The organism is Arthrobacter sp. efr-133-TYG-120 (genome assembly GCF_030209785.1).
Classification (GTDB): Bacteria; Actinomycetota; Actinomycetes; order Actinomycetales; family Micrococcaceae; genus Arthrobacter.
Map to the genome: position 1 here is coordinate 66,503 of NZ_JARVRI010000020.1, position 24,785 is coordinate 91,287.

The 24,785-nt window shown below is 60.0% G+C and carries 19 protein-coding genes and 1 pseudogene; 7 read left to right on the top strand and 13 right to left on the bottom strand.

Annotated elements, in window-relative coordinates; genetic code table 11:
• Positions 1–103: 103 nt before the first annotated feature.
• Together QRN51_RS13075 and QRN51_RS13080 are read left to right on the top strand one after the other, a co-directional pair.
• A complete protein-coding gene (locus QRN51_RS13075) occupies positions 104–1,348 on the top strand; it encodes an MFS transporter (protein WP_284990288.1) in 1,245 nt (414 codons plus the stop codon).
• Positions 1,349–1,617: 269 nt separating this feature from the next.
• Positions 1,618–2,043, top strand: a pseudogene (locus tag QRN51_RS13080) (integrase core domain-containing protein); the annotation flags it as partial.
• A 554-nt stretch (positions 2,044–2,597) separates the two neighbouring features.
• Here QRN51_RS13080 and QRN51_RS13085 read toward each other — a convergent pair.
• The 11 genes from QRN51_RS13085 to QRN51_RS13140 all read right to left on the bottom strand — a co-directional run bounded on the left by QRN51_RS13085 (position 2,598) and on the right by QRN51_RS13140 (position 18,632).
• On the bottom strand, positions 2,598–4,079 hold the full coding sequence (locus QRN51_RS13085; RefSeq protein WP_284990289.1) for an NAD-dependent succinate-semialdehyde dehydrogenase: 1,482 nt from the start codon (positions 4,077–4,079) through the stop codon (positions 2,598–2,600).
• Positions 4,080–4,142: 63 nt separating this feature from the next.
• On the bottom strand, positions 4,143–5,828 hold the full coding sequence (locus QRN51_RS13090; protein WP_284990290.1) for a thiamine pyrophosphate-dependent enzyme: 1,686 nt from the start codon (positions 5,826–5,828) through the stop codon (positions 4,143–4,145).
• A gap of 578 nt (positions 5,829–6,406) precedes the next feature.
• Positions 6,407–7,573 carry an FAD binding domain-containing protein gene (locus QRN51_RS13100; RefSeq protein ID WP_284990293.1) on the bottom strand — a complete coding sequence of 389 codons (1,167 nt, stop codon included), beginning with the start codon at positions 7,571–7,573 and terminating at the stop codon, positions 6,407–6,409.
• A 289-nt stretch (positions 7,574–7,862) separates the two neighbouring features.
• Positions 7,863–9,491: a monocarboxylic acid transporter gene (locus QRN51_RS13105; RefSeq protein ID WP_284990294.1), complete on the bottom strand. Its 1,629-nt coding sequence runs from the start codon at positions 9,489–9,491 to the stop codon at positions 7,863–7,865.
• Positions 9,488–9,859: a DUF485 domain-containing protein gene (locus QRN51_RS13110; RefSeq protein WP_284990295.1), complete on the bottom strand. Its 372-nt coding sequence runs from the start codon at positions 9,857–9,859 to the stop codon at positions 9,488–9,490. The genes QRN51_RS13105 and QRN51_RS13110 overlap by 4 nt, the downstream gene beginning before the upstream one ends.
• Before the next feature lie 206 nt (positions 9,860–10,065).
• Positions 10,066–11,283 carry an FAD binding domain-containing protein gene (locus QRN51_RS13115; RefSeq protein ID WP_284990296.1) on the bottom strand — a complete coding sequence of 406 codons (1,218 nt, stop codon included), beginning with the start codon at positions 11,281–11,283 and terminating at the stop codon, positions 10,066–10,068.
• 1,995 nt (positions 11,284–13,278) lie between these two features.
• Positions 13,279–14,205: a pyridoxal 5'-phosphate synthase lyase subunit PdxS gene (pdxS, locus tag QRN51_RS13120; protein ID WP_284990297.1), complete on the bottom strand. Its 927-nt coding sequence runs from the start codon at positions 14,203–14,205 to the stop codon at positions 13,279–13,281.
• A gap of 286 nt (positions 14,206–14,491) precedes the next feature.
• A complete protein-coding gene (locus QRN51_RS13125; protein ID WP_284990298.1) occupies positions 14,492–15,322 on the bottom strand; it encodes an ABC transporter ATP-binding protein in 831 nt (276 codons plus the stop codon).
• Positions 15,303–16,250: an ABC transporter permease gene (locus tag QRN51_RS13130; protein ID WP_284990299.1), complete on the bottom strand. Its 948-nt coding sequence runs from the start codon at positions 16,248–16,250 to the stop codon at positions 15,303–15,305. Before QRN51_RS13130 ends, QRN51_RS13125 begins: the two co-directional genes overlap by 20 nt.
• 14 nt (positions 16,251–16,264) lie before the next feature.
• Complete coding sequence (locus tag QRN51_RS13135; protein WP_284990300.1) at positions 16,265–17,251, bottom strand: ABC transporter substrate-binding protein; 987 nt, start codon at positions 17,249–17,251, stop codon at positions 16,265–16,267.
• Between the two features lie 58 nt (positions 17,252–17,309).
• Positions 17,310–18,632, bottom strand: coding sequence for an aminotransferase family protein (locus QRN51_RS13140; protein WP_284990302.1), 1,323 nt, complete (start codon positions 18,630–18,632; stop codon positions 17,310–17,312).
• 160 nt (positions 18,633–18,792) lie between these two features.
• On the opposite strand from QRN51_RS13140, the gene QRN51_RS13145 reads away from it, so the two are divergent.
• Positions 18,793–19,581, top strand: a complete 789-nt coding sequence (locus QRN51_RS13145) for a FadR/GntR family transcriptional regulator (RefSeq protein ID WP_284990303.1) — start codon at positions 18,793–18,795, stop codon at positions 19,579–19,581.
• A gap of 288 nt (positions 19,582–19,869) precedes the next feature.
• Here the strand turns inward: QRN51_RS13145 and QRN51_RS13150 are convergent, their stop codons facing one another.
• Positions 19,870–20,838 carry an electron transfer flavoprotein subunit alpha/FixB family protein gene (locus QRN51_RS13150; RefSeq protein WP_284990304.1) on the bottom strand — a complete coding sequence of 323 codons (969 nt, stop codon included), beginning with the start codon at positions 20,836–20,838 and terminating at the stop codon, positions 19,870–19,872.
• Positions 20,839–20,852: 14 nt separating this feature from the next.
• The gene (locus tag QRN51_RS13155) at positions 20,853–21,632 is read right to left on the bottom strand and encodes an electron transfer flavoprotein subunit beta/FixA family protein (RefSeq protein ID WP_284990305.1); all 780 of its coding nucleotides are present in this window, start codon (positions 21,630–21,632) and stop codon (positions 20,853–20,855) included.
• A gap of 155 nt (positions 21,633–21,787) precedes the next feature.
• Here QRN51_RS13155 and QRN51_RS13160 point away from each other — a divergent pair, with 155 nt between their 5' ends.
• The 4 genes from QRN51_RS13160 to QRN51_RS13175 all read left to right on the top strand — a co-directional run bounded on the left by QRN51_RS13160 (position 21,788) and on the right by QRN51_RS13175 (position 24,720).
• Positions 21,788–22,036, top strand: coding sequence for a biotin/lipoyl-containing protein (locus QRN51_RS13160; protein WP_284990306.1), 249 nt, complete (start codon positions 21,788–21,790; stop codon positions 22,034–22,036).
• A 77-nt stretch (positions 22,037–22,113) separates the two neighbouring features.
• Complete coding sequence (locus tag QRN51_RS13165) at positions 22,114–23,010, top strand: thiamine pyrophosphate-dependent dehydrogenase E1 component subunit alpha (protein WP_284990317.1); 897 nt, start codon at positions 22,114–22,116, stop codon at positions 23,008–23,010.
• Complete coding sequence (locus QRN51_RS13170) at positions 23,007–24,062, top strand: alpha-ketoacid dehydrogenase subunit beta (protein WP_284990307.1); 1,056 nt, start codon at positions 23,007–23,009, stop codon at positions 24,060–24,062. Before QRN51_RS13165 ends, QRN51_RS13170 begins: the two co-directional genes overlap by 4 nt.
• Entirely contained in the window at positions 24,055–24,720 is a 666-nt protein-coding gene (locus QRN51_RS13175) for a 2-oxo acid dehydrogenase subunit E2 (RefSeq protein WP_284990308.1), read from the top strand. Before QRN51_RS13170 ends, QRN51_RS13175 begins: the two co-directional genes overlap by 8 nt.
• Positions 24,721–24,785: the final 65 nt, after the last annotated feature.

The window sequence follows — 24,785 nt, forward strand, 5'->3', positions numbered from 1 at the left end:
ATCTCCGAAACTGATAAGACTAAGCAAAAACATTCGTTGGACGAGATGAATTCTCTGCGGGAGCCTTGTAATACAAAGCCCGCACGATCTCTCGGAGTTCCTCATGTCAGCGTCAATCACAGTTCCTTCGCACCAAACAGATGGCTCCCTGCGCAGGCATTCGCAGAGCCGTCATCACCTCGGGTTCTGGATGATCGCGTTCGCGTTCCTCATCGCGATGGCCTTCTCCGCAGTCCCGGCACCGCTGTACCCGCTATATCAGGCACGGGACGGGTTCTCGACTTTCATCGTTACGGTGATCTTCGCCGTGTACGCGTTCGGTGTGGTGATCAGCTTGGTTTTCGCTGGCCATATCTCCGACTGGGTGGGGCGGAAGAAGATCCTGGTCCCGGCGCTGGTGCTCGAACTTGCCGCCGCAACGCTGTTCTTTGCCGTCCCCGGGCTGTGGGCACTGCTGGTGGCGCGGTTCATCTCAGGTCTCGGAATCGGTATGCTGACCGCGACGGCGACCGCTCACCTACACGATCTCGACGTCCGGCACCGTCCCGGAGCATCGACGCAGCGCTTCGAGATCGTGTCCACTGCGGCGAATATCGGGGGCGTCGGCATCGGTCCGCTCGTTAGTGGCCTGCTCGCCCAGTTCCTTGTTGAACCGCTGCACACCCCGTATCTGGTCTTCGGCATTCTGATCGTCGTGAGCATCGTCGCCGTACTGCTCACCCCCGAGACGGTGGAAGATCATCTCGTTAGGCCGACATACCGTCCGCAGCGCGTCAGCGCCGACCACGGTGACCGCGTCGGCTACATCGCCGCTCTCGCCTCAGGATTCGTGGCCTTCGCCGTGTTCGGCGTCTTCACCTCCATCGCTCCAGCCTTTGTCGGAAGCTTGCTTGATCGGCCCTCCCGAGCGATCTCGGGTCTCGTCGTATTCGCCGTGTTCGGTGCAGCGGCCATCGCCCAGACCGCCACAAGCCGATTGGGTCTCAAAAAACGCCAGACCGGCGGCCTCATCGCGGTAGCTATCGGTCTCGTCGTACTCGTGATCGGCATGATCGGCACGAACCTACCGACGCTCCTGACCGGTGGCGTGTTCGCCGGCGCCGGAGCAGGCATGCTCTTTAAAGCAGCCGTTGGAGCCGTCGCGGCAATGGCATCACCCGAAAGACGCGGTGGAGCACTCGCCGGCCTGTTCCTCATCTCCTACGTCGGACTCAGTGTCCCCGCCCTGGCGATCGGGATCGCCACCCTCGCCATCTCCTCGACCGCCGCGATGACCGGACTCACCGTGGTTCTCCTGATCACCCTTGCCATCGTCGGAACGCTCACACGACGCAGCCCGCGTCAGTAGCGCAAACATCAACGGAGGAACCAAGGTCACACTTGCGGTACTTGGAGTGCGGGCGGCACAGCGGTCGCGGCACAGTCTGGCCGCCGGATTCGACGTCCTCGTCTTGGTCATAGGCGAGGCTGACCGTCTGAATGCAACGGGCCTCGAACAGGGCGGGACTACCACGACCGGCACGCCTAGGTGTTCTTCCCACGGAGAGTGTGAGCGTGGCCCGAAGTAAAAAGGCGAGGGCCTCCGGTATCGATTGGGTTACCACACTCAATTGATGGCATTCGGCTATCGATGACCACTCCCGCGTCGTTTACTCGGAGATCCTCACCGACGAGAAACAGGAGACCGCAGCCGCGTTCTGGGTGCGGGCCAACGCGTTCTTCGCCTCCCAGGGCATCACCGTGCTGCGAGTCATGACCGATAACGGCTCCTGCTACCGTTCACGCTGCTTCAACGACGCCCTCGGCCAGGCCATCCACAAATACACCCGCCCCTACCGGCCACAGACGAACGGCAAGATTGAGCGCTTCCACCGCACCCTGGCTGCCGAGTGGGCCTACGCCCGCCGTTACTCCTCCGACCAAGCCAGAGCAGGCACCTACCAGGCCTGGATCCACGACTACAATCACCACAGACCCCATACCGGCATCGGCGGCAACTCACCCATCGACCGCGTTCACAACGTCAATGGGAAGAACACCTAGGCATGATCCTGATCGGTATGCCTGACATTGAGAAACGCCTTGCCCGCTACCCCACAGCCGCATCGGATTCGCCCACGAATACGGCGCTTAACCGCAAAGAACTCATTGTCCTCCCCGCTCAGCACCTCCCCGTCGTGCTCGAAAGCACCAACAACGACCGCGTCCACGCAGCCGTCGTCGCGACGACCGAATCGGCGGCGGAGACTACCGTCTCGGCGACGCCTGACCCAGATCAACACGCATCCAAACGCTCAACCCCGTCGACACCCTCGCTCCCGAGATTGTCGACGTGGCAAGGGGAACCCTCATCATCGGCAACTAAGCCCTGTGAATCACTGTCAAAATAGCCCTGCGATTCACAGTCCATTCGGGTTACGAAGGAATCGAGTGTGGTCCAACTTTGCCTTCCATCTCGGAACGAGCCTAACCACGACAGCCGACGTTTTGAGATGGGCCTGTGGTTATTACCGGGTCGGAACATTGGAAGCCAGGCCCTCCCCGTTGCGAACACGGAAGGGCCTGGCAGTGCGTGGTCTCTCGTCTTTTCCGCTGAGCTAACTCACGTTGGGGTCGGCGATGCCGATGTACTGGGTGTAGAGGTATTCCTCGATGCCTTCGAGGCCGCCCTCGCGGCCCAGGCCGGACTGCTTGACGCCGCCGAACGGGGCGGCCGCGTTGGACACGACGCCGGCGTTCAGGCCGAGCATGCCGGTTTCGAGGCGTTCGCCCATCCGGATGCCCCGGTTCAGGTCCCGGGTGAAAACGTAGGCCACGAGGCCGTATTCGGTGTTGTTCGCGAGCCGGACGGCCTCGTCCTCGGTGTCGAAGGTAATGATCGGGGCGACGGGGCCGAAGATTTCCTCGGACAGGATCCGGGTGCCTTCGGTCACGTCGAGGAGAAGGGTGGGTTCGTAGAAGTATCCCGGACCGTCCACCGGCGTCCCGCCCATGATTAGGACAGCACCTTCGCTCACGGCGTCGGTGACGAGTTCGTGGACCTTGTCCCGGCTCTTGGCATCGATGAGCGGGCCGACCTTGGACTCGGCCTCGGTGCCCCGGGCGGTGGTCATCCCGGCCATTGTCGCGGCGAACTTCTTCGCGAACTCCTCCGCGACGGACTTGTGCACGATGAACCGGTTCGCCGCCGTGCAGGCCTCGCCCATGTTCCGCAGCTTCGCCAGCATCGCCCCGGCGACGGCGGCATCGACGTCAGCGTCCTCGAACACCACGAACGGGGCGTTCCCGCCGAGTTCCATCGAGGTCCGCAGCACCGTTTCGGCGGCGTCCGCGAGCAGCCGGCGGCCGACCTCGGTGGAGCCGGTGAAGGAGAGCTTGCGCAGGCGCTGGTCCTTGATCAGCGGACCCGTCGTGGCGCCCGCGGTGGAGGTGGGGATGACGTTCAGCACGCCCGCCGGCAGCCCGGCCTCAAGCATTACGGCCGCGAACAGCTGCGAGGTCAGCGGGGTCAGGTTCGCGGACTTGAGCACCATGGTGCAGCCGGCCGCGACGGCCGGGGCGATCTTGCGGGTCGCCATCGCGAGCGGGAAGTTCCACGGCGTGATCAGCAGGCAAGGGCCCACCGGCTTCTTGGTCACCAGCAGCCGGGATTTCCCGTCCGGGGACACCGAGTACCGGCCGAAGGCGCGCACGGCTTCCTCGGAGAACCAGCGCAGGAACTCAGCACCGTAAGTGACCTCGCCGCGGGCCTCGGCCAGCGGCTTGCCCATCTCCAGGGTCATCAGCAGCGCGAAGTCCTCAGCGCGGGCCGTAACCATCTCGAAGGCGCGGCGCAGGATCTCGCCGCGCTCCCGGGCCGGGACCTTCGCCCAGGACTCCTGCGCGGCCGCGGCCGCGTCCAGGGCCGCCTTGCCGTCCTCGGGACCGGCGTCGGCGATGCTGAGCAGGACCTTGCCGGTGGCCGGGTCCTCGACGTCGAAGGTCTTCCCGGACGCGGCCGGACGCCACATGCCGTTGATTAGCAGGCCCGTCGGGACAGAGTCCAAGACTTCAAGTTCTTTGATTGCGGGAACAGACATTCATTTTCCATTCGCTAAGACGTTCAGTTCTAAACTGCAGGGCAGCGGAGCCGCCATGCATGGCTAGTAGGCTTTGACTCGTTGTTCGACTATGAGGTGGATGAGCGCGAACACGTGGTCTTCGTCGATGGCTTTCAGCGCGGCGATGATGGCGGCGGGGACGTCCGTGTCCTTCTCGACTTTGATGCCGAAGCCGCCGAAGGCCTGGGCCATGAGCGCGAAATCCGGGTTTCTAAGCTGTGTGCCGGAGATCCGTGCCGGGTAGTGGCGTTCCTGATGCGTGCGAATGGTCCCATATTCCTGGTTGTCCATCACGATCACCAGAGGTGTGGCGCCGTATTGGACCGCCGTTGCCAGTTCTTGGCCGTTCATGAGGAATTCGCCGTCACCGGCGATGGTCACGATCCGACGTCCCGGGAATGCCAGTGAGGCTGCAACGGCCGAAGGAACTGAATACCCCATAGAGCCATTGCGGGCGCTGATCATAGAGGCGTAACGCTGCGTGGGGAAGTAGCGGTGGGCCCAGTTAGTGTGCTCGCCGGCCCCAAGGGTGACCATCGCGTCGGCGGGCAGGGTAGGCACTAGGTTCGCCATCAACGTATCCATGCGGGCCTGCCCATCGCTGGCGGCGGCCGGAGGGAGAGTCGCGAAGGATTCCTGCTCCCTGCGCATCCTCGCCGTCCAGGCTTTCCATTCATCCTTGACAGGGAGCACGATCTTCACGAGGTCCCGTATGAAGACGTCTGGTTTGGCTACGATCTGGTAGGAGACCGGACCTGAGCGGCCGCGGAGAGACGAGTCGATGGTGACTAGGAAGTTCTTCTTGTTCCAGTCCTGACGGATCAGGAAGCCATCTGTAATGACATCACCGGGAACTGTTCCGACAAAAACCAGTAGGTCTGTTTCCTCGAGCAAATCATATGTTGGGCGTGGCCGTCCGTACCCGATCGGACCGACGTACGAGGGCGAATCGAAAGGTACCGTGCCCTCGGTGCGCCATTCGGCCGCCGCAGGAATGTGGTGCTTCTCCAGCCAGTGGGTGAGTTCGTCGGCGCATTCCTGGGTCCAGTCGTTTCCACCGGTGACGAAGAGAGGCTTGCTGGATGCGGCCAAGGCTTTGGCAAGAGCGTCGGAGTCGATCGTGGTCATTCCGCCAGAGGCAATCGGGATGGGAGGGTGGAGCTCAGCGGGGATTTGGTGCCGGATGACGTCCTCTGGCAGGCCGACAACGACCGGGCCGGGCCGTCCGCTCATTGCGGCGAAGAAGGCTTCTGCGACGATTTCGGAGGCTCGCTCGGCGTGGTCCAGGACCATGACGCGCTTGGCGCCGGTGCCGAACCAGGCCTTGATGTCGAATTCTTGGAAGGCCTCGCGATCCCGGTGGGCAAACGGAATGAGCCCAACGAACAGGACCATAGGAGTGGAATCCTGCCACGCGGTGTGCAGGCCGACGTGAGCGTTGGCCGCACCCGGGCCGCGAGTGACCATTGCGATGCCGGGCAGCTGGTTCATTTTGCCGTCGGCCTCGGCCATGTACGTGGCGCCGCCCTCATGACGGCACACTATAGTTTCGATCGCCGACTTATGCAGCCCGTCCAGGACGTCGAGAAAACTCTCGCCGGGGACCACATGGACCCGCTTAACTCCATGAGCAACGAGACTGTCAACGATAACGTGACCGGCCGACCTCAATGTGGCCGACCTCTGATCCCCCGCGATCTCATCGTTTGTGGCGGTTGTCTGTGTCATTTTGCTAAGAACTTTCTCGCTATATGCTGCTTGGGGCCCGCTAGGAGATGGGCTTTGAAGTAACGCTCGGTCGCTAACAACGGGGCGTTTTTACTCTGAGTGGCAGGTCGTTTACGGCAAAACCCTACGCAGGCGGCGACCAAATCCGGGCAAGTCCTGGATCCAGCGGGAAAAACGGCCTGGAACGGGGACCCGGTCTAGAGGCAGGTAGAAATCCGGATCCGTGCCACCTCCGAGAGGAAGGTAGAACTCAGGGGCCGGTTCGGGAGCTGCTGCATGCGTCTCTAGGGTCTTGTTTTCTGTGTGCATCTGATCCTCTCGGGGGCTGTTGACTGCGGTGTGCCTGAAACCTGCTGGGTCGGACGTACGTATTTCACTCGCATAGCTGCTCTAAAGCGAAAGTGCATGTTGCTCACGCATCCGGCCTGCCGTCAAGGGCTGCGCGGACAGCATGGGACTTCTTGGGGGTGACATATCGTTGGATATTTCACAACGGTCCGTCAGAGGAAGTCGCACAGTTTGTAGCCGACTTAGTCGATCCGCCACCGATGACTTGCACCCAGCGTGAGGAGTGCTTGTCATGCCGCTGCCTTCCAGGGAATGGCACGAAACCTCGCTCCAAGTGCGGAACTAGCGGCTAGGCGCGTGCCATGCTGGGCGATGTCCGCTAGGGCGCTGAGTCTGGTGAGTTCCCACCGTTGCAACCTTTCGGTTGGCAGGGGCTTGCGGGAGTCCCATCCGTCCAGTGCCAGAGCCAGAACGGCGGCGTCGGCGAAAGCCTTCGAAGTTCCGGATGCAGTATGTGGGCGGACAGTTCCGGCCGCGTCACCCATGAGGCAAGCCCTGCCATGAAACATACGCATCGGTTTTAGATCCTGGACTGGTTGCAGGAACACGGTGGACGAGAAGACCAGTTGACTGAAAAGGGCTGGCAGAGCAGTCTCTGCTAGGGGATGGAGGATGCCGAGTACATCTGTTGTTGCCTCACCAGGGGGTAAGAATGCCTTGTACTGTCTCCCCGATCTGCCCGTCAAAATTGGAGTAAGGTCTTTCAGCGCCGTGTTGACGTACCATACCCAATTCACTCGCCGGTGGCCTGGACGAAGATCACCATCTGCCCCAGGAACCAAGTAGCAGAGAAATTGCATACCGGGAGCAGAATAGGAGGTGAAACGGTTGGCGAGTTCCCCCACCAAGGCCGCAGGCAGGTCTCCCTCGCGTTCGAGCCCTCTCCATGCCACGTAGCCTGAGTACGTTGATTCATCGACCCCGCCCAAGAGTTTCCTGGAAGTGGAATTTACCCCGTCGGCAGCAACCAGAATGTCCCCGGATGTGCTGTAACCGTCCGCGAACTCGATGCTGACTCCGTCGTCCTGGACATTAGTCGCGGTGAGTGCACTATTCCGTCGATAACAGGAATCACCGATGAGCCGGCGCAGCACCCCATACAAGGTGTCCCATGCTGTCATTTGTTGAGCCATGACGTGAACCGATCGCTCACCGGATCGTGTGAGCTGGTGCCGCTCTTCGAGTCGTACAGAAACCGAAAAAGGGTCTACGCCTTCTGCTTCAAGAAGCCTCTCGATCTCTGGCTGCATAACAACTCCTGCGCCGCGCGATTCCATGACGGCCGCCGACCGCTCGTATACTGCCACATCGGCACCGATACGACGCAGTCGTACTGCAGCAGCCATCCCGCCTACAGAACCGCCCACGACAACCGCCCGGAATGGTGCCGTTTTCACGGCTTCCCATCCGTCGGACCTGTCGTGGCGGACTGGCGCCCGTCCATACCTAAACTGGTCAATGGATCCTTGAATCGGGGACTGCGGGACTTCGCGGCTCCCGAACTGGACGGCGTCTTGCTGGCCGGATTAGTCACTATCTCTCGTTCCTCATTCCTTACATAGCTACTGTCAGTAGCTCGTCTATTCGAGGTACTTTCCGGATGGGTTGGACTCGCGGTTTCCCCACTCAGGCCCCGAGACTGTCTCTCGATCGGCGGCGCCGAAAACATCCGGTGTATTAGATGGATCAGTGCGAGATTTCACGCTCCGCGCCCGCCCCGGTCATGGACCGCACCTCCATCTCGGCGGTTTTGGCAACGTCCGGGACCTCCTTTGAGAGCACAGTGCCCAGCCAACCCGCTAGAAAGGCCAACGGAACCGACACGATGGCGGGGTTGTCGTAGGGGAACCAGGCGAAGCAAGCGTTGGGAAACATTGCGCTGGCCAAGGGTTTTGCCGAACCGATGGGAGTTGAAATGGTGGAGGAAAATACAATGAGCACGATAGAACTGATCAGCCCCGTCGAGATCGACCACAAGGAGCCCTGGGTGTTGAACCGCCTCCAGTAGAGCGAAAAGAGAATTGACGGAAGGTTCGCGGAGGCAGCGACAGCGAACGCTAGAGCCACGAGGAACGCCAGGCTCATGCCTTTTGCGAAAATTCCACCAACAATCGCCAGTGCGCCCAGGACCAGCACCGTTATTCTGGCGATTCTGATCTCTTTGGAGGGGTCTGCTTTGCCGTCTTTGATGACGGAGTTGTAGATATCGTGAGCGAAGGAGGCGGCGGCGGTAATAGTCAGGCCAGCAACCACTGCAAGTGTTGTTGCGAAGGCGACGCCGGCCACAACGGCGAGGAACACCGTGCCCCCTAGCCCACCACCTGGTAGGTAATACGAAAGGGCCGGGGCCGCAGCGTTTGAGCCGCCTGGCATGAGCTTGATAGCTCCCTGGCCACCGGGTATCAGGGCGGCGGCACCGTATCCGAGGATCAGCATGCACATGTAGAAGCCACCAATAAGGCCGATCGCCCAGGTTACAGATTTGCGCGCCGCGACGGCGGTGGGAACGGTGTAAAAACGCATCAGCACGTGGGGTAGGCCAGCGGTTCCAAACACTAGTGCGATGGACAAGGAGATAAAACCGATCGGATCCTTGTACTTGTCCCCGGGCGCGAGCATTTGAGGGCGGTGGTTTGCTTCCGCTGCGGCACCCATGATGGCGTCAAGGTTGAAGCCGAATATGGCAAGAACCCACGCAGCCATGGCCACGGTGGCCGCGATGAGCATCACAGCCTTGATCATCTGCACCCAGGTTGTCCCCTTCATGCCGCCGATGAGGACGTAAAGAATCATGAGGACGCCAACGACGACGATGACCGCATTCTGTGCCAGTTCTGACGAGACGCCGAGGAGCAACGACACCAGTCCGCCGGCTCCGGCCATCTGGGATAGCAGGTAGAGGATCGATATGACGAGCGTAGAGATCGCGGCCGCTAGGCGAACGGGCTTTTGTTTCATTCGGAAGCTCAATACATCGGCCATCGTGAACTTGCCCGTGTTGCGCAGTGGCTCGGCCACGAGAAGGAGGGCGACCAGCCAGGCGACGAGAAATCCAATCATATAGAGCATGCCGTCGTATCCGTTGAAGGCGATTGCTCCGACGATTCCCAGGATTGAGGCAGCGGAAAGGTAGTCTCCGGCGATGGCCAGACCGTTTTGCCTGCCTGAAAAGGCTGCCCCCCCGGTGTAGAAGGAACTCGCGGTCTTCGATTGTTTGGCAGTTACCCGGACGACAACCGTGAGTGTCACCAGAATGAAGGCGACGAAGATGGCAATGTTGAGTGCCGGGTTTCCGAGGGTTTCGTGCGGGCTCATTTCGCTTCCCTTTCCAAGCTGGCGCGAATACGGCGGGCGATCGGATCGAGCTTGGTGTTGGCGTGACGGATATAGAGTCCGGTGATTATGAATGTACTCACGAACTGGAGGAGCCCGAGAAAGTGCCCGATGTTGAAGTAATTGCCGAGGAAAGGGGTCGACATGAAGCCTGTTGCATATACCGACAAGAGAACGAACCCGAAGTACCAGGCAAGGAAGAAGGCGGTCATGGGGAAAGCGAATCGGCGGAAGGTCCTTCGGAGCTCACGAAATTCATCTGATTCCCTCGCCCTAAGGAAAGCGTCCTGGGGAATTACGGGCTGCTCAATGGCCGTTAGTGCTTGTGGAACGGGAGGTGGTATTGACATTGGACATCTTCCTAGTTGGGGTGGTTTTCAACTGCACGTCGCCTCGCCGAGTCCGTGAACGGTAGAGGTTGAGTGCCTGTTGGTGCTCCGGTGCTCCGGCTGAAGTCGCTAGGGCTCCGTTGGTGCCAGCTACGGTTCCCGTGATTTGAGTTCTCTGAAGTCGCCTGAATCATGTCGGTTCAGTGCCCTCGCCCTGGTATTTGCTTCTACCTGGGGGCCGTGTGAACACCTCCGCCGCGGGGTCCATGAAGGCCGAACCGCATCGCGGGGTCGCCTGGTGCCCACGTGTTCAGATATTGGGCGCGTTCGCCCATGCGTCCGACGCGGTCTACCAGTGCGTTTCCGGTTCTAAGCTGGGCGGGCTCCCATGCACTTAGGGCAGCCTCGATATCGCCAGCCGACCGGCCGAGCGCTTCTGCCAACGTCCATCCGTCGGCAGCCGCTTTTGCTGTTCCTGCGGCCGCGTGGGGCCTCGCGGCGAAGGCGGCGTCGCCGATGACTGCCACCCGACCGTCAACCATGCGCTGGGACCGGACGTCCACGATCCGCTGGATGTAGGGTTGGGCCGTGCGGCGGATCAGTTCCGTCGCGGCGGGCGCAAGGACGTCCGCGGCATCCTGCATTTCCTGCACATAGCGGTCTTGCACGAGCCCTGGCGGTACAGAGGCTCCGCTGCGTGCGCCGAGTTTGTTGATGAACATCTCGTCCACCTCGGGGCCCTCTTGTACATTTCGGTACCAGACGTAATTCAGAAGTCGGCCGCCGGCACTCAAACGCTCCGGGGGCCCCGGGATTGGGTACATGCAGATGTGGGTGTTCGTGGCGAAGGAGTATGTCAGTGCGTTGCTTAGAAGGCCGAACGTGTCCCGCGAGACCTGGCTTTCCGGCACGGTGCCCCGCCATCCAATGTAGCCCGCGTACGTCGCGGGCACGTCTCCATTGAGTCGCTCGCGCCCAACAGAGGAAATACCATCCGCGAAGACCACCAGCTCGGCACGCTCGGTGCGGCCGCTTGCGAAACGGACCTCTACTTCGTCCGAGTCTTGGACGAAATCCACAGCAGATTCGCCCAACACGTAGTTGGTCCGGGAGAAGTCGAAGAGAAGCGCACCGTATAGGGTGCTCCAGGAACTGTAGCTCCAGTCGGCCGGTTCCTCGTGCAGGATCTCGTTCCCCGGGCCAAGATACCGCAACCATTCAGTGGCCGTGCTGACGTCCGCGGGTGTGAGGTGGCTGCGCTCCCTGAACCAGCGCAGCATCTCTGGCTGGAGGACGATACCTCCTCCCCGCCCGTCCAGCTCAGAGGAGCTGCGTTCGAAGATGGTGACAGCGAATCCGAGATCCTGCAGGAGCAGGCCGGCAGTGAGCCCCCCGATAGAGCCTCCGATTACCAGGGCGCGTACGCCTTCGTACGGCTTGTGCATGAGATTGACCTCCAAAAGCAACACCCTGGACCCTGTTAGCGGTTCACGGATGCTGGAAAGAACAGTGTGTTTTCAAGTATGAGGTCTGGAACACAAAAGGATAATGTGCAGGAAGACACATAAAAGCCAGAACTATGTGCCTGAACGCACTACTTTCGAGTGGGAGCCGACCGCTGGGCTGCGTTATCGCCGTAGTCAAGACCCGGCTGCCTCCAAGCCCACGTGGTCAGTGTCTTTGCCGTCGATGAGGCGCCGCACAATTTCGTCATCCGAGAGATTCGGTTCGTCGAGGAGCTACTCGAGGAGGCACATCAGATGCCGGAGTCTCTGGGTAGACACGTCATTGCTGGCCTTCATGGTTCTGCAGAATTTGGAATGCGCTCTCGTTCGGTTGGCGTAGATGACCCCGAGGAAGTCGCCCTACGCGACGAGGCAGCAGCCACCGCGCAGCGATACCCAGTAGGCTCTTCACCGCGAAAGTTTTACGAGGACGTAGCCAAGTACGCGTCCCGGCGCCTTCAGGCGGAACGGCTCGACGATCGCAGCCTGGACGACCCGCGTACATGGTGAGCAGATATTCCGCTTCCGGTGTTCCAGCTGCAACCATCGAAGTAATACCGAATCGATGGGCCAATGCACCTGAGCGGAGGGAGAGCATTCCCTTCGGCGCTCACGCGCTCGTCGATGAGTCGAAGTCAAAGGCCTACTTCGTCGCTGCGTCCGAGATAGCCCCCACCGATGTAGCCGGCGCAAGACGTGCCAGCAGCGCTCTGTGTAGGCTGGCCAGCCGTGCGTGCACTTCAAGAGTGAAAGCGTTGCATCCAGAAATGCCTTCATAGACGGCGCCAGCTGGTGCCGGTCCACCCTTCGGAACCCTGATGCCTCACGGAAAGTTGCGCCAGTTCGAGGACGACGGCTTCTATGGCTTCCGTGCGGTTTACTTGACCGCCCTTAGGTGTCTTTCGGCGCTTCGCTTCCCGGCCGACTGTCCGGGGTGAAATTGGAGGACGCTCTCGGGCCATTTCGCCGCATCCCTTGGAGGAGATCGGGTCGTAAAAGATGATGTCTGTGCTCCGCCGGCCGGTGGCTAGGTCTAAAGGAAGATGTTGCAGATCGTCCGGAGTGACCTTGCAGGGCTGCGGGACGGCACTCGGATACATCACGCCAAGGACGACTACACTAAGTTCCTGCGGACGGTGTGGCGCCGGTTCAGGGCTGGCGTTAGGGGAGCTGCCGTTTGCGCCAGAGTGCTGCCGCACTTGGCGTCTAGCTAGTGGACTCATGGTTCCTTCCTACGCCTGACGATTGTCCCACCGGTTCCGGCACCCATTTGCGATCCGCAGTGTGGGGCCTAGGGCGGGCTGCGCTCAATTTCAAGGCGAGCGGTTGCCGGGGTCTCCGCGCTCCACTCCGTCTCCTTGCCAGCTGATGGCTTTGGGCATGACGTTGTTATCGGTCAAGGGTGGCGTTACCGGTGTCGGCAGGAGCTGATCGAGAACTGCGCCAGCTCTCACCTGCACCCGTCACCAACGGCTTGGTATTGTCGGCTGTCGTTCAGGAGCCAGTACGAGTCCCCAGACGACGGTTTCACCTTCCGCCATGGGCATCAATGCTCCTTCAGTCAGGAATTGTGCAGGATTGCCACTTCCGGCTGGGGTCCACCATCCGGTGGCAGGGCAATGCTCTCCTGTTGGTGCCTGATAGGGACTGCGTTTCTTCATGAGCCTTCCTTATTCGTCATTCGTCGTGCTGGGCGTGACGGGTTGATCGCCGATCCGCCCTGGAGCGTCGACGCGTACCCATACTTCATAGCCCTCAGCCTTCTCGAACACTTGCCGCTGGCTGTTAGCGTTTGCCGCTAACCAGAGCAATTCTGAGTCCTGAGTTGTATCGTCGATGAAGCCGCAGCGAACTACGCTCCGACCCTGCCTAATTTCGACGAAAAGTCCCCGGAGGTGGGACCAATGGTCGTATCGGCGCATTTCGGCCACGGCTTTACCAGCCGCGCTCTGCGAGGCGGTGGGGCTGCGGGATTTCGTCGACGTTGATGCCGACCATGGCCTCGCCCAGGCCGCGGGAGGCCTTGGCGATCTCGTCCGGGTCATCGAAGAAGGTGGTGGCCTTCACGACGGCCGCGGCACGCTGGGCCGGGTTGCCGGACTTGAAGATCCCGGAACCGACGAACACGCCGTCGGCGCCGAGCTGCATCATCATCGCGGCGTCGGCCGGAGTGGCGATGCCGCCGGCGGTGAACAGCACCACCGGGAGCTTGCCGGTCGCGGCAACTTCCTTGACCAGCTCGTACGGGGCCTGCAGCTCCTTGGCCGCGACATAGAGCTCGTCCTCGGCCATGAAAGCGAGCTTCTTGATCTCGGCCCGGATCTGACGCATGTGCGTGGTGGCATTAGAGACGTCCCCGGTGCCGGCCTCGCCCTTGGACCGGATCATCGCCGCGCCCTCGTTGATCCGGCGCAGCGCCTCACCCAGGTTCGTGGCACCGCAGACGAACGGAATCGTGAAGTTCCACTTGTCGATGTGGTTGGCGTAGTCGGCCGGGGTCAGGACCTCGGACTCGTCAATGTAGTCCACGCCCAAAGACTGCAGGACCTGGGCCTCGACGAAGTGCCCGATCCGGGCCTTGGCCATGACCGGCACGGACACGGCCGCGATGATCGCCTCGATCATGTCCGGATCCGACATCCGGGACACGCCGCCCTGGGCGCGGATATCGGCCGGAACGCGTTCCAGCGCCATCACGGCCACCGCACCGGCGTCCTCGGCGATGCGGGCCTGCCCGGCGTTGACGACGTCCATGATGACGCCGCCCTTGAGCATCTCCGCCATGCCGCGCTTGACGCGGCTGCTGCCCGTGACGTTCTTCGCGGACGCGCCGGCTTCGCTGCTTACATCAGGTGTGGACACAAAAACTCCTGTGCGAGATTGAATGGGGAATTTGCGATACGGGGGCCTGCGCCTGTTTCCTGGGAAGGGAAAAGCGGGGAGGAACGTGCTTCCTCGACGCTAATAGCCACATATGAGGCATGCACGCGCCGCAGGCCGGGGTGGGCGTGGCCTGAAAAGAATCCACGCCCACCCCAGCTGGCTCCTCCAATGCGTTGCGGCTGCGTCAGCAGCAATGGTCCGGGAAGCGCAGGGAACAAACGATGATCCCGCTTATATGATTGAGGCTTTTTCCTGGCAGGGCTGGTCAGGACGCGCTCAGCATTGTCTCATCTGGTAGGGATTCGCCAGCATGCGCAGCGAACTGAGCGGAGATCTGATGCACGGTCTGTCGCTGCATTTCGCCTTTGTCGAGATCCATCACTATTGTTCCGGCGTGAAGCATGAGGAGCCGGTCGGCGTGCTTGAGTGCGTGGGCCATGTCGTGCGTGACCATCAAAGCCGTCGTTCCCGACTCTTTGACGATTCGCTCGGTGACCTCCTTTATTCGCTGAGCGCTATTCGGGTCGAGGGCCGCGGTGTGCTCATCGAGCAGCATGACAGCTGGAGAACCGAGCGCCGCGATGGCAAGGGCAATCGCTTGGCGCTGGCCGCCTGAAAGGCTTTCCGATGTCACGTGCAGGCGATTCTCCAGCCCCATCCCGAGCATTTCGATCTGGTGGACAGCGATGTCCCGAACTGCCCTGTTTCTCGCCGGCGTCAACCTGTATTTCTGGCGCGTTCCCGACAAGGCCAGGGCAAAGTTCTCTTCCACCGTCAGCGACGAGATCATGTTGTCCTGAGGATTCTGGCGGACACGGCGAACCAATGGAACCCGCTTCCAAGATGGCAGGAAGGTTATGTCCCTCCCGCGGACGATGATTTGGCCGGAGTCCGGCAAGACAGTTCCCGAGATCATGTTCAGGAGCGTAGACTTTCCCGCACCATTTGATCCCACAACTGCGACGGTCGTTCCCTTCTCGATGGTGAGTGAGAAATCGGAGATGACTTTGTTTACTTCTTTGCCTAGTCCCCTGAACTGCTTAGACAAACGGGTGATCTGCAGATCGGTTGCTGAGTTAGAAGAAGCTTGCAACACGGTCCTCCTCATAAAATTTGACACGTGACATCTGAAGGTCGTTTCGGCCCCGCTTGGATGTCAGTCCGGTGAGCACATTGCCGTTGTTCCGCAACCAGACCACTAATACAACGAGCGCTGCTGTGATCAGTTGGACAAGGTTGGGGTTAATACCGAGTTGAATGGCGTAGACGACCACGAGCCGGTAGATGAAAACCCCGAGTATCAGGCCGATGATGACTAGCGTGGTCCTATTAGCTCGAATCAGGCTCAGCCCCACCATCATTCCGGCCAGGCCTATGACGATGATTCCGTTTTGGATGGTGACGTCCATGAAACCCTGGTTCTGGACGATTAATGCACCAGATACTCCAGCGAGGCCATTGCCGATGGCCAGGCCGACCACTTGTCGTGACTCGGTTCGAATCCCTAAACCTCGAGCGGTCTGGATACTTTGGCCGGAAGCGATCAAGGAAACACCATATTGAGTGCGGAGGAAGACCAATATGAGGAGGCCCAGAACGATTGTGATGGCAGATCCCGCGACAATCGTCGACGCCTGAGGCGTAAGACCAAGGCCTTGAAACCAGGAGAAGATACTCTTCTTGCCCATGAGGGAGAGGTTTCCGCTCCCCATAATGACCAGAGCTACCGAATAGGCTGCCGCGGAGACCAAAATACTTGCCAGTAGGACGTTCAGCCGTAGCCACAGGTGCATGGCCGCTGTAACGAGCCCCGTCAGTGCCCCGGCGATCATTGCGACCAGGATTGCCGTAAGCGGGTTGACGCCATTGATCGCCATCACCGCCCCTGTCGCACCGCCGATCCCAAATGAGCCCTGCATCGTGAAGTCGGGAAGGCTCAGAACGCCCATCGTGATGTATATGCCAAAAACGAGCGGAATGTAGAGCAGCCCGACCTGGACCGCAATAGTTATTGATTCGAGCATGTGATTCGGCCGTCCTACTTCTTCAGGAGCTGGTCTTTGAGCGACTCGGGCAGAGTCAGTCCGAAGGTCGCCAGCTTGTCGGTAGCGATAGCGAAGCCTCCGACGCGCGGGATGACAACCGGAGTGGACGCGGGGTTTGCTCCGTCTAAGATCCCTAGCATCAGTTTGGCACTTTCTCTGCCGACATCAACGTAGTTATAGCCGGAAGCCAGAACGGCCCCGGCGTCAACCGCTGACGTAGTGCCGCCAAACACTGGGACCTTGGCCGCATCGGCAACTGCGGTGATTCCGCCGGCGGCACTGATGGTCGTGGTATCGCCGGGAATCATGATGGCATCAACGCGGCTCACAAGGCTCTGGGCTGCCTGGGTCACATCTGCGCCGGTTGTAATGGTGGACGTGACGCTCTTGAGGCCCAGCGATTCGATGTGTTTCTGCGCGGCTTTGGCCAATGTGTCGCCCGCCGGGTCTCCGGTCTTCCAGATTAGGCCGATGGTCTTAATCGACGGGTCAAGTTTTAGCATTGCATCGATATCCGGGGCCGGGTTCAACACATCGGCTACGCCGGTGACATGCCCCCCGGGGGCATCCATAGACGCCACCAAACCAGCTTCCACCGGGGTGGATGAGGCCATAAACACAACGGGGATCCCGTTGGAGGCATTGGCCTGCAACTGTGCCGCGGCCGTTCCTACGCCGCCGATCACATTGCACCCGCTGGTGATGAACTTTTGGGCGATGCTCTGTTCAGTGGCCGGATCGGCGTTCGGGTTTTCTATGACGATCTTCAGGCCTTTAGCCTTTGCGTCAGCGAGTCCTCCTTCTAGTCCCGTCATGATGTCGGTTATCGCCGTCGCCGTCGCATACTGATCGATGCAGACGGTTTTTCCCGAGTAAGGGTTCGAGCTATCTGGCGCCGGTGTCGAGTTGGAACAGGCCGTTAGCGCCAAAACGGATAGGCCCAAGATTCCGGCCAAAGCAGGGGATTTATTGGTTCGCATGGAGCTTCCTTACTGATGTGTCCGATGGGGTGTCAGGGGTTTGAGGTGCACGAGGGTATTAGGCGAGGCCTTCTTCTTGAGCGACCTGTGCGAGAGCAGCCGAGAGTGCAGCGACTGTTTGGTCAACGTCCTCCCGAGTAAAAATGAATGAGGGACAGACACCGATTCGCTCCGGATCGGAGGGGAGGCTCGGCGCGCCGAAGCCGGGGTTGATGAGTACTCCGCGTTCGCGGGTTGCTTTGCCGATTCTGGCGCCGATCCGCTTCGACCCGGCAAAGGGGGAGCGCGTCACCTTGTCGGCGACCAATTCAATTCCAGTCAGCATTCCAAGCCCCGAGATTTCTCCCACGATTGGGCTGTTAGCCAGGGCCTGACGCAGGGAATCGAGGAGATACTTGCCGGTGTCGGCGGCACGTTCCACCAAATGGTGTTCATTCAGGTAGTTAAGGACGGCAAGCCCCACGGCGCATGACAGGGGGTTACCGCTGTACGTGTAGCCATGGTCGAAGAGCCCTGAGCCAGCTGCGATTGCGTCGTAGATCGCATCTGTGGTGATGATTCCGCCGAGGGGTGTATATCCGCTCGATACACCCTTACCGAAGATGATGATGTCCGGAACGATATTCCAGTGATCTATGGCGAAGTTCTTTCCTGTGCGCCCTATGCCACACAGGACCTCGTCAGCGATGAACAGGATGTTGTATTTGTCGCAGATCTCCCGGATGCGTTTAAAGTATCCTTCGGGAGGTATGCGGGCCAGATCGGCCGAACCCACGACGGGTTCAGCTATGAACGCAGCTATCTCATCGGGTCCTTCATTCAGGATGGCCGCTTCGAGTTCCTCGGCTGCAGCCATGTCATATGCAGGTGAAATATGCGGGAAATTACTCAGGTAAGGGGTGTATTCCAGTCGTCGGGCTGAGTAACCCGATGCTGCAAGCGCGCCCAGGGTGTTGCCGTGAAAGCTCTTCCACCGGCCAATGACTTTCCACTTGGAAGGCTGACCGCTTTCTACGAAATAATGTCGGGCAAGTTTGATGGCGGTCTCGGTTGCCTCCGCCCCACCTGATGTAAATCGAACGTGGTTGAGATCCCCTGGGGCCATGTCCGCGAGGACCTGCGCCAAGTCCTCCTGTGGGGCACTCGTAAATCCGCCACAGAACGCCACCAGCTCAGCCTGTTTGTGCATCGCGTCGAGGACTTCCTTGACCCCGTAGCCGATGTTGACCACAACGTTTAGGCCCGAGGATGCATCGAGGTATCGATTGCCGGCTTCATCCCAAAGGTGAACGCCCTCTGCGCGCTGTACGCGGGGCGGGATAGCGGTGATGTCACGGTGGAAGACTTTCGTCTCGTCGTGAGTCATCGTTGCGGGTTCCACGTGAAAACCTCCTAATTGTGTCCTAGCCCACCTAAGGGGCCGTTGGGATTCAGTGTAACCCTTGGTGTTACCAATTTGTGTTCGGTATCACCAATTTTTTAAATTGGTCGACCTGAGTGACTCCGGCTGACTACACTGGGAGCTGAACTTGACCAGAGTATTGAGCACCCGCGAACTGTCGTCCCGCCGAGGACGAGCTAGGAAGGGTTACGGCGGAAAACATATGTCACAAGCAGTAGAACCAGCGGCCGAACCATCACGAGATCCCTTTGCCGCACTCGCCCAGGAAGACCCCCTTGTCGCAGCCCTCTCCGAAATCGTCAAGAGCCTGAAGCCGGGTGATAAGTTGCCAACGGAGCGCGAGCTCACGAAACAACTGGATGTCGGGAGGACCGCACTACGCGACCGACTGGGAGTCCTCGAAGGACTCGGGATACTGGAGCGTCGTCCCGGGTCGGGGACGTACGTGCAGGAATTCAACCCCGGATCCGTCTCGATGGCGTTGAATCTTGGAATTAGTTCGGCCCAGATCCCTCTCGCGGCCTTAGAATCGGTTCGCATCGCTCTGGAGCGGCAGGCAGCCATTGAGGCCGCCATCAGCGCCGACCCGGTTCTGGTTGCCTACATGCAGCGTGCACTGGACCAAATGGCAGTAGCCCAAGACGAACAGTCGAGAGACGAAGCCGACAGACAATTCCATCAGGCGCTCCTCCGATCAGCCTCCAACCCGGCGCTGACCTTCTTCGCGGATGCAATAGCCGGCGTTTTGACGCAAGATGTGAAGACGCGATCCAGCCAGGTGCGGGCCGCGGACGCTGCTGTAAGTTCGGCAGAGTTTTTTGTCAATGCACATCGTGAAATTCACGCAGCGATCCTCGCCCGCGATCCCGACAGGGCCATGGCGGCCGTGAACCATCACTTCGTCCGCTTGGAAACAGTGCCACTCTAAATGCGAGGACGTCCTCGTGCTAACGCCACCAGGCTTGGCTTGTTATTGGATCCATCAAGCCCGCGCACCTGAGGTGTGCCTGACGGTCTGGGCCCGCGCCAGGCGACAGCCAAGAAAAACCAGGCGCGTGGCTTTACGGGTAGTGCCTCACTTACTGATGATGAGTGCGGATCGAATGCAGAACGCGCCCGGCTCGGGACCCATTCACTAAGAACTCCGAGCAATCCTTTGGAGGCTATCCGGCCTGTTTCACTGCCTGACACAAACAGGCCGGATAGCCCGTACGGGTTACCCTCGCCGCGACCTAATGGCCTCAATCAGCTCCGGAACGACTGTAAAGACATCTCCAACAACACCGAAATCCGCCACATCGAAAATGGGCGCATTGGGGTCTGAATTGATGGCCACAATAGTCTTTGCTGTCTGCATTCCGGCCCTGTGCTGAATGGCTCCAGAAATACCCAGCGCCACATAGAGGTTTGGAGCAACACTGACACCTGTTTGGCCGACCTGTGCGCCGCGGGTGACAAAGCCGGCGTCGACAGCAGCGCGGGAAGCGCCAACGGCAGCGCCGAGTGCATCGGCAAGTTGCTCCACTAGCGCAAAGTTCTCTTTCGACCCAAGGCCCCGGCCCCCGGAGACCACTCTCTCGGCTGTGCGGAGTTCCGGTCGGGGGGAAGCCGACATCGCCCTCGACGATTCGACGACCGCGGACGTGCTTCTGCCAAAACACACTTCAGCAACGCTCATTTCAGGCGTAACCGGCCCGGCGGAATCCTCTATCGAGCCCTGCCGAATGGTAATGACGGGGAGTCCATCCTCAACGGTGGATTCGGCGAGGTAGGAACCACCGAACACCGAGTGAGTGGCCAAGATTCTCCCGTCGGACAATCGTAGATCGACTGCATCGGCGATGAGGCCGCCCCTTGTGCGAACTGCCAGCCGGGCAGCCACTTCACGACCGTCTGCCGAGCAGGCCAGTATCACCGCGCTAGCCTGAAATTGTTGCACGGCAGAACACAGGGCCTCGACCTGGGGCGTCAGAAGCAGAGTCTCGGCATCGTCGCAGTGAGCAGCGAGAATGTATTCGGCTCCAAGAAAGCCCAATTCGGCTACGACGTCGCCCCTAAGTGGGCGTGATGTTACAAGGACGGCCACGGGCGTCCCGACCCGGGAGGCTGCAGCAATAAGCTCCCGCGAGCTGGGGCTGATCTCACCTTCGGGAGAAAGGGCAATAGATACCAGAACGTTCGACATTGTTTGTTCCTCTTTCAGACTAGCCGGCCGGCAATCAGGAAGTCGGCTAGCTCAGCGGCCGCCGTGCCTTCGTCCACGATTTTCCTGCCGGCCGCCCGTTCTGGCCGAGCAGTAGTGGATAGGACAACACATCGCCCTACGCCTGCCTGGTCGGCTTTGATCACACCCAGGTCGGCTAATGAAAGGCTCGTGACGGGCTTCCGCTTGCCCGTCAAGATGCCCTTAAAACTGGGAAATCGAACCTCCGCTGAACGCTCGGTAATCGTGATGACGGCCGGAAGTTTTGCGTGGACCCACGAGTCCACCCCGTCGGCATGGCGCTGCCCCCGGACAATATTTTCTGAAATCTCCACTGCTTCCACGGATCCAAGAAGGGGGATTTCCAAGTATTCAGCAACCATGGCCGGAACTGCACCCGTGCGCCCGTCAGTTGATTCGTTTCCCGCTATGACGAGATCAAATCCAGTCTTGCTGAGGGCTGCGGCGAGGGCCATTGAAGTCCGGACCGCGTCAGCACCCGCCAGGGCGTCATCACACACATGGACGGCTGAATCCGCGCCTATCGACAGGGCCCTGCGCAAAGCCTGACTTGCTTCGTGAGGTCCGAGAGACAAAACCACTACCTCGGTCCTCTCGTCGAAATCCTTGAACCGAAGCGCCACTTCCAACGCTCGTTCATTGACTTCGTCAACGACATTCTCGCCCGCGTTGCGCTCGATGAGGCCCGTTGCCAGATCAAGCTTTCGATCGTCAGCGGTGTCTGGCACCTGCTTGATGAGCACGATGATCTTCACTAATCAACTCCTTTGTTGAGTATGGCCGCCAGTGATGACGAAGCGGCTGAGTCCCCCTTGACAGAGCGTTCACTTGTCGTAGAGTGGTGATACCAATTCGTCATGCGGTAGTACCACTCTACACGCGGCGACTTTGAACGAAAAGGAAGTGTCTCATGAGCCATCAGGTGTTCATTAATGACCTAGGCGACGGCGTGGAAGAGGCCGTGTTCGCAGCCTGGCTCAAAGATGTAGGCGATTTCGTCGCCGTAGGCGAGCCAATAGCGGAGGTGATGACGGACAAGGTAAACCTTGAGATCGAATCCACAGTGGCCGGTGTTCTCACGAATCAGGACTGCGAACCCGAGGACAGTGTCCGCATCGGCCAGGTAATCGGAGTCATCGAAGTGCAGCAGGAATCATGACCTTCGATCATGCAACGGCCCAAGGCCGAATGAACCTTTGGCGTGCAATGATCCGAGGCCGGGCCTTCGACCAAGCAATGTGCCGACACAACAGCCATTGGCATGAGGCCCGCGGTGAAGAAGCGGTCTTTATCGGCGGATTCGCGGGTCTCGAGGCAGACGACACCGTCGCGCCTCATTTCCGGGGTGCCTGCGCAGTCAGCCTCATGCGGGGGACTGATCCCGCCACATTGGCTGCCGGAATATTCGGTACAGATGGCAGCAATTCGGGGGGCAACTGGCGTGGGGACATCTGCCCTACTCCGAGTGATCGGTTTATAGGGATGTTTTCCGGATCTCTGGGTACGACAGTCGCCTATGCAACTGGGGCCGCGCTTCATCTGCAGCAGAAGAAGTCAAACAATGTAACTGTCTGTGCATTCGGCGACGGAACTTCGAACGCAGGAATCGTGGCTGAATCCATGAACTTGGCTTCCATGTTGAGGCTTCCGCTAGTTCTCATCTGTCAGAACAACCAGTATGCGACCTCACTCCCAGCAACCACTGCGATAGCCGGGGGACAAGTATCAGACCGGGCGAGAGCGCTCGGAATTGCCGCCGTCGACGTTGATGGCAACGACCTGGAGGCAGTGATCAACGCGAGAGTCACGGCCGTCGAACGGGCAAGAGATGGCGGAGGACCCACTCTGATCCATGCCCTCACCTACCGCATGGGTGGTCATTACATGAACGACCCAGAAACCTATCGGTCAAGCGAAGAAGTGGCTGCGTGGGAGAGTCTTGATCCCATCATCCGATTCGCTCAGTCGCTAATCGCTGCTGGGGAACTCACTGCCGATACCGCTGCGGCTGAGACAGAATCTGTAACTGAGCAAATGGATATCATCGCCGCGGCGGCTAAGGAGGGCCTTGCATCTGAGCATTCGATGAGGGGCCCGTCGGCGTTCGCCGAAGACTGGAGAGTTGCATCATGAGCAGGATGACCATCAGCGAAGCTATTGTTGCCGCAATCGGCGCTGCCATGGACAAGGACGACTCCATCTACCTGATGGGCCAAGATATTGGGATCTTCGAAGGCCCCATGCAGTCCACCAAGGGTCTGTGGGAGAAATTTGGCCCCGCCGGGCGGCTCATCGATGCACCCATCTCGGAGGCCTCCATGATCGGCAGCGCCGTCGGCGCTGCAATGGCAGGAAGCAGACCCATCGTAGACCTCATGTTCGCCGAGTTCCTTGCGCTCACCATGACACCACTAGCCCTCGAAGGCGCCTCGGTAGCCTACCGAACCCGAGCTAACGTCACCGTCCCCCTTGTCGTGAGGGCGAAATTCGGGATCGGCCCGCACCGCGGACACGCCGAGTCCTGCATCGGCATGCTGATGGGTTTCCCTGGACTCAAGATTGTCATCCCAACAACACCGCAGGATGCCTACTCTCTGATGAGCGCCGCCATTCGAGATAACAACCCGGTCGTCTTCCTTGAGCACATGAGCCTACTGCACGGCGCACGGGCGGAAGTGGACCCCGATCTGAGAACCGAGCTGGGGACGGCAAGCGTGCGGCGACCAGGCAATGATGTCACTGTCGTAGCCTCCGGTCTGATGGTCTCCCGTGCTCTCCGAGCCGCCAAGACCCTGGCGGCCGAAGGGGTCGACGTTGAAGTAATCGATGTGCGCTCGATGGCCCCCCTGGATACTCTGACCATCCTGACGTCGGCACAGCGAACAAACCGCCTAGTCATCGTGGAAGAGTCTTGGCCGGTGGCCGGTCCGGCCTCCGAGATCTGCGCTCAGCTCGTCCGTGCGGCTGACGGCCTGCCCGACTTCACCATGGATTTTGTGGAACCACCACACACGCCAGTTCCCTTCGCGGCGCACTTAGAGTCTGCGTTTGTTCCTAGCGTCGAAGACATCGTCGCGACGGTAACCAAAGCCGTGGAACGCACCACTCAACCCAAAAGACAGCTTCCTGGAACTGACTTTGCCTCGGGAGACGTCCTCGCATCGGAAGCCGAAGCGCGTGGCTGAACCGAACAGCTCCAGCACGCCAGGCGAACGGCGTGTGCGGATTTCTGGGATTCGCAAGATCATCGCCGATCGTATGGCACTATCCCACACTCAAATCCCCGGCGTCCACGTCGTCGAAGAATGCGACCTCACGAACGTTGATCTCAGCAAGATCGTCGCCATCACCAGCGCATCTATTGGACTCCTTGCCGCCAAATATCCCTACTTCAACGCGCATGTCATCGAATCAGAGATCGTCTGCTTCGATGAGTGCAACGTAGCGATTGCCGTGGACACCCCGCGCGGCCTCATGGTCCCGGTCATCCGCAATGTGGGCAATCTGGACGTCAAAGAGATCGACGCGGAAGTCAGACGTCTGGCGATTCTGGCGCGGGAGGGCAGGCTCACCTCCGCTGACATAACCGGGGCAACAATTACTCTTACGAGCCCAGGGAAGAGAGGGGGAGTCGTCGCCACGCCGCTCATCAGTCACCCGCAAACTGCGATCGTTGGAGTTCACCGTGCCGTGCCGCGCGCCGTGATCAGAAGCGGCGAGATGGTTATTCGAACCATTTCCAACGTCACGGTGACCTTTGACCATCGTGTGATCGATGGAGCCACTGCCGGGGACTACACGATTGAACTCTGTCGGCTCCTCGAGTCGTCGGCACAAATTTAGACCATTCACTCGAAGGCAAGGTCGCGCCGAAAATGTCCACCCGAAATCCGTCATCGCAGGCGCCG

Bases quoted from the DNA above. Each gene is read 5' to 3' on its own strand.
- QRN51_RS13090 (WP_284990290.1), bottom strand. From the start codon at position 5,828: ATGACACAGACAACCGCCACAAACGATGAGATCGCGGGGGATCAGAGG.
- QRN51_RS13085 (WP_284990289.1), bottom strand. From the start codon at position 4,079: ATGTCTGTTCCCGCAATCAAAGAACTTGAAGTCTTGGACTCTGTCCCG.
- QRN51_RS13170 (WP_284990307.1), top strand. From the start codon at position 23,007: ATGAGCAGGATGACCATCAGCGAAGCTATTGTTGCCGCAATCGGCGCT.
- QRN51_RS13135 (WP_284990300.1), bottom strand. From the start codon at position 17,251: ATGCGAACCAATAAATCCCCTGCTTTGGCCGGAATCTTGGGCCTATCC.
- QRN51_RS13115 (WP_284990296.1), bottom strand. From the start codon at position 11,283: ATGCACAAGCCGTACGAAGGCGTACGCGCCCTGGTAATCGGAGGCTCT.
- QRN51_RS13105 (WP_284990294.1), bottom strand. From the start codon at position 9,491: ATGAGCCCGCACGAAACCCTCGGAAACCCGGCACTCAACATTGCCATC.
- QRN51_RS13160 (WP_284990306.1), top strand. From the start codon at position 21,788: ATGAGCCATCAGGTGTTCATTAATGACCTAGGCGACGGCGTGGAAGAG.
- QRN51_RS13150 (WP_284990304.1), bottom strand. From the start codon at position 20,838: ATGTCGAACGTTCTGGTATCTATTGCCCTTTCTCCCGAAGGTGAGATC.
- QRN51_RS13075 (WP_284990288.1), top strand. From the start codon at position 104: ATGTCAGCGTCAATCACAGTTCCTTCGCACCAAACAGATGGCTCCCTG.
- QRN51_RS13165 (WP_284990317.1), top strand. From the start codon at position 22,114: ATGTGCCGACACAACAGCCATTGGCATGAGGCCCGCGGTGAAGAAGCG.
- QRN51_RS13110 (WP_284990295.1), bottom strand. From the start codon at position 9,859: ATGTCAATACCACCTCCCGTTCCACAAGCACTAACGGCCATTGAGCAG.
- QRN51_RS13130 (WP_284990299.1), bottom strand. From the start codon at position 16,250: ATGCTCGAATCAATAACTATTGCGGTCCAGGTCGGGCTGCTCTACATT.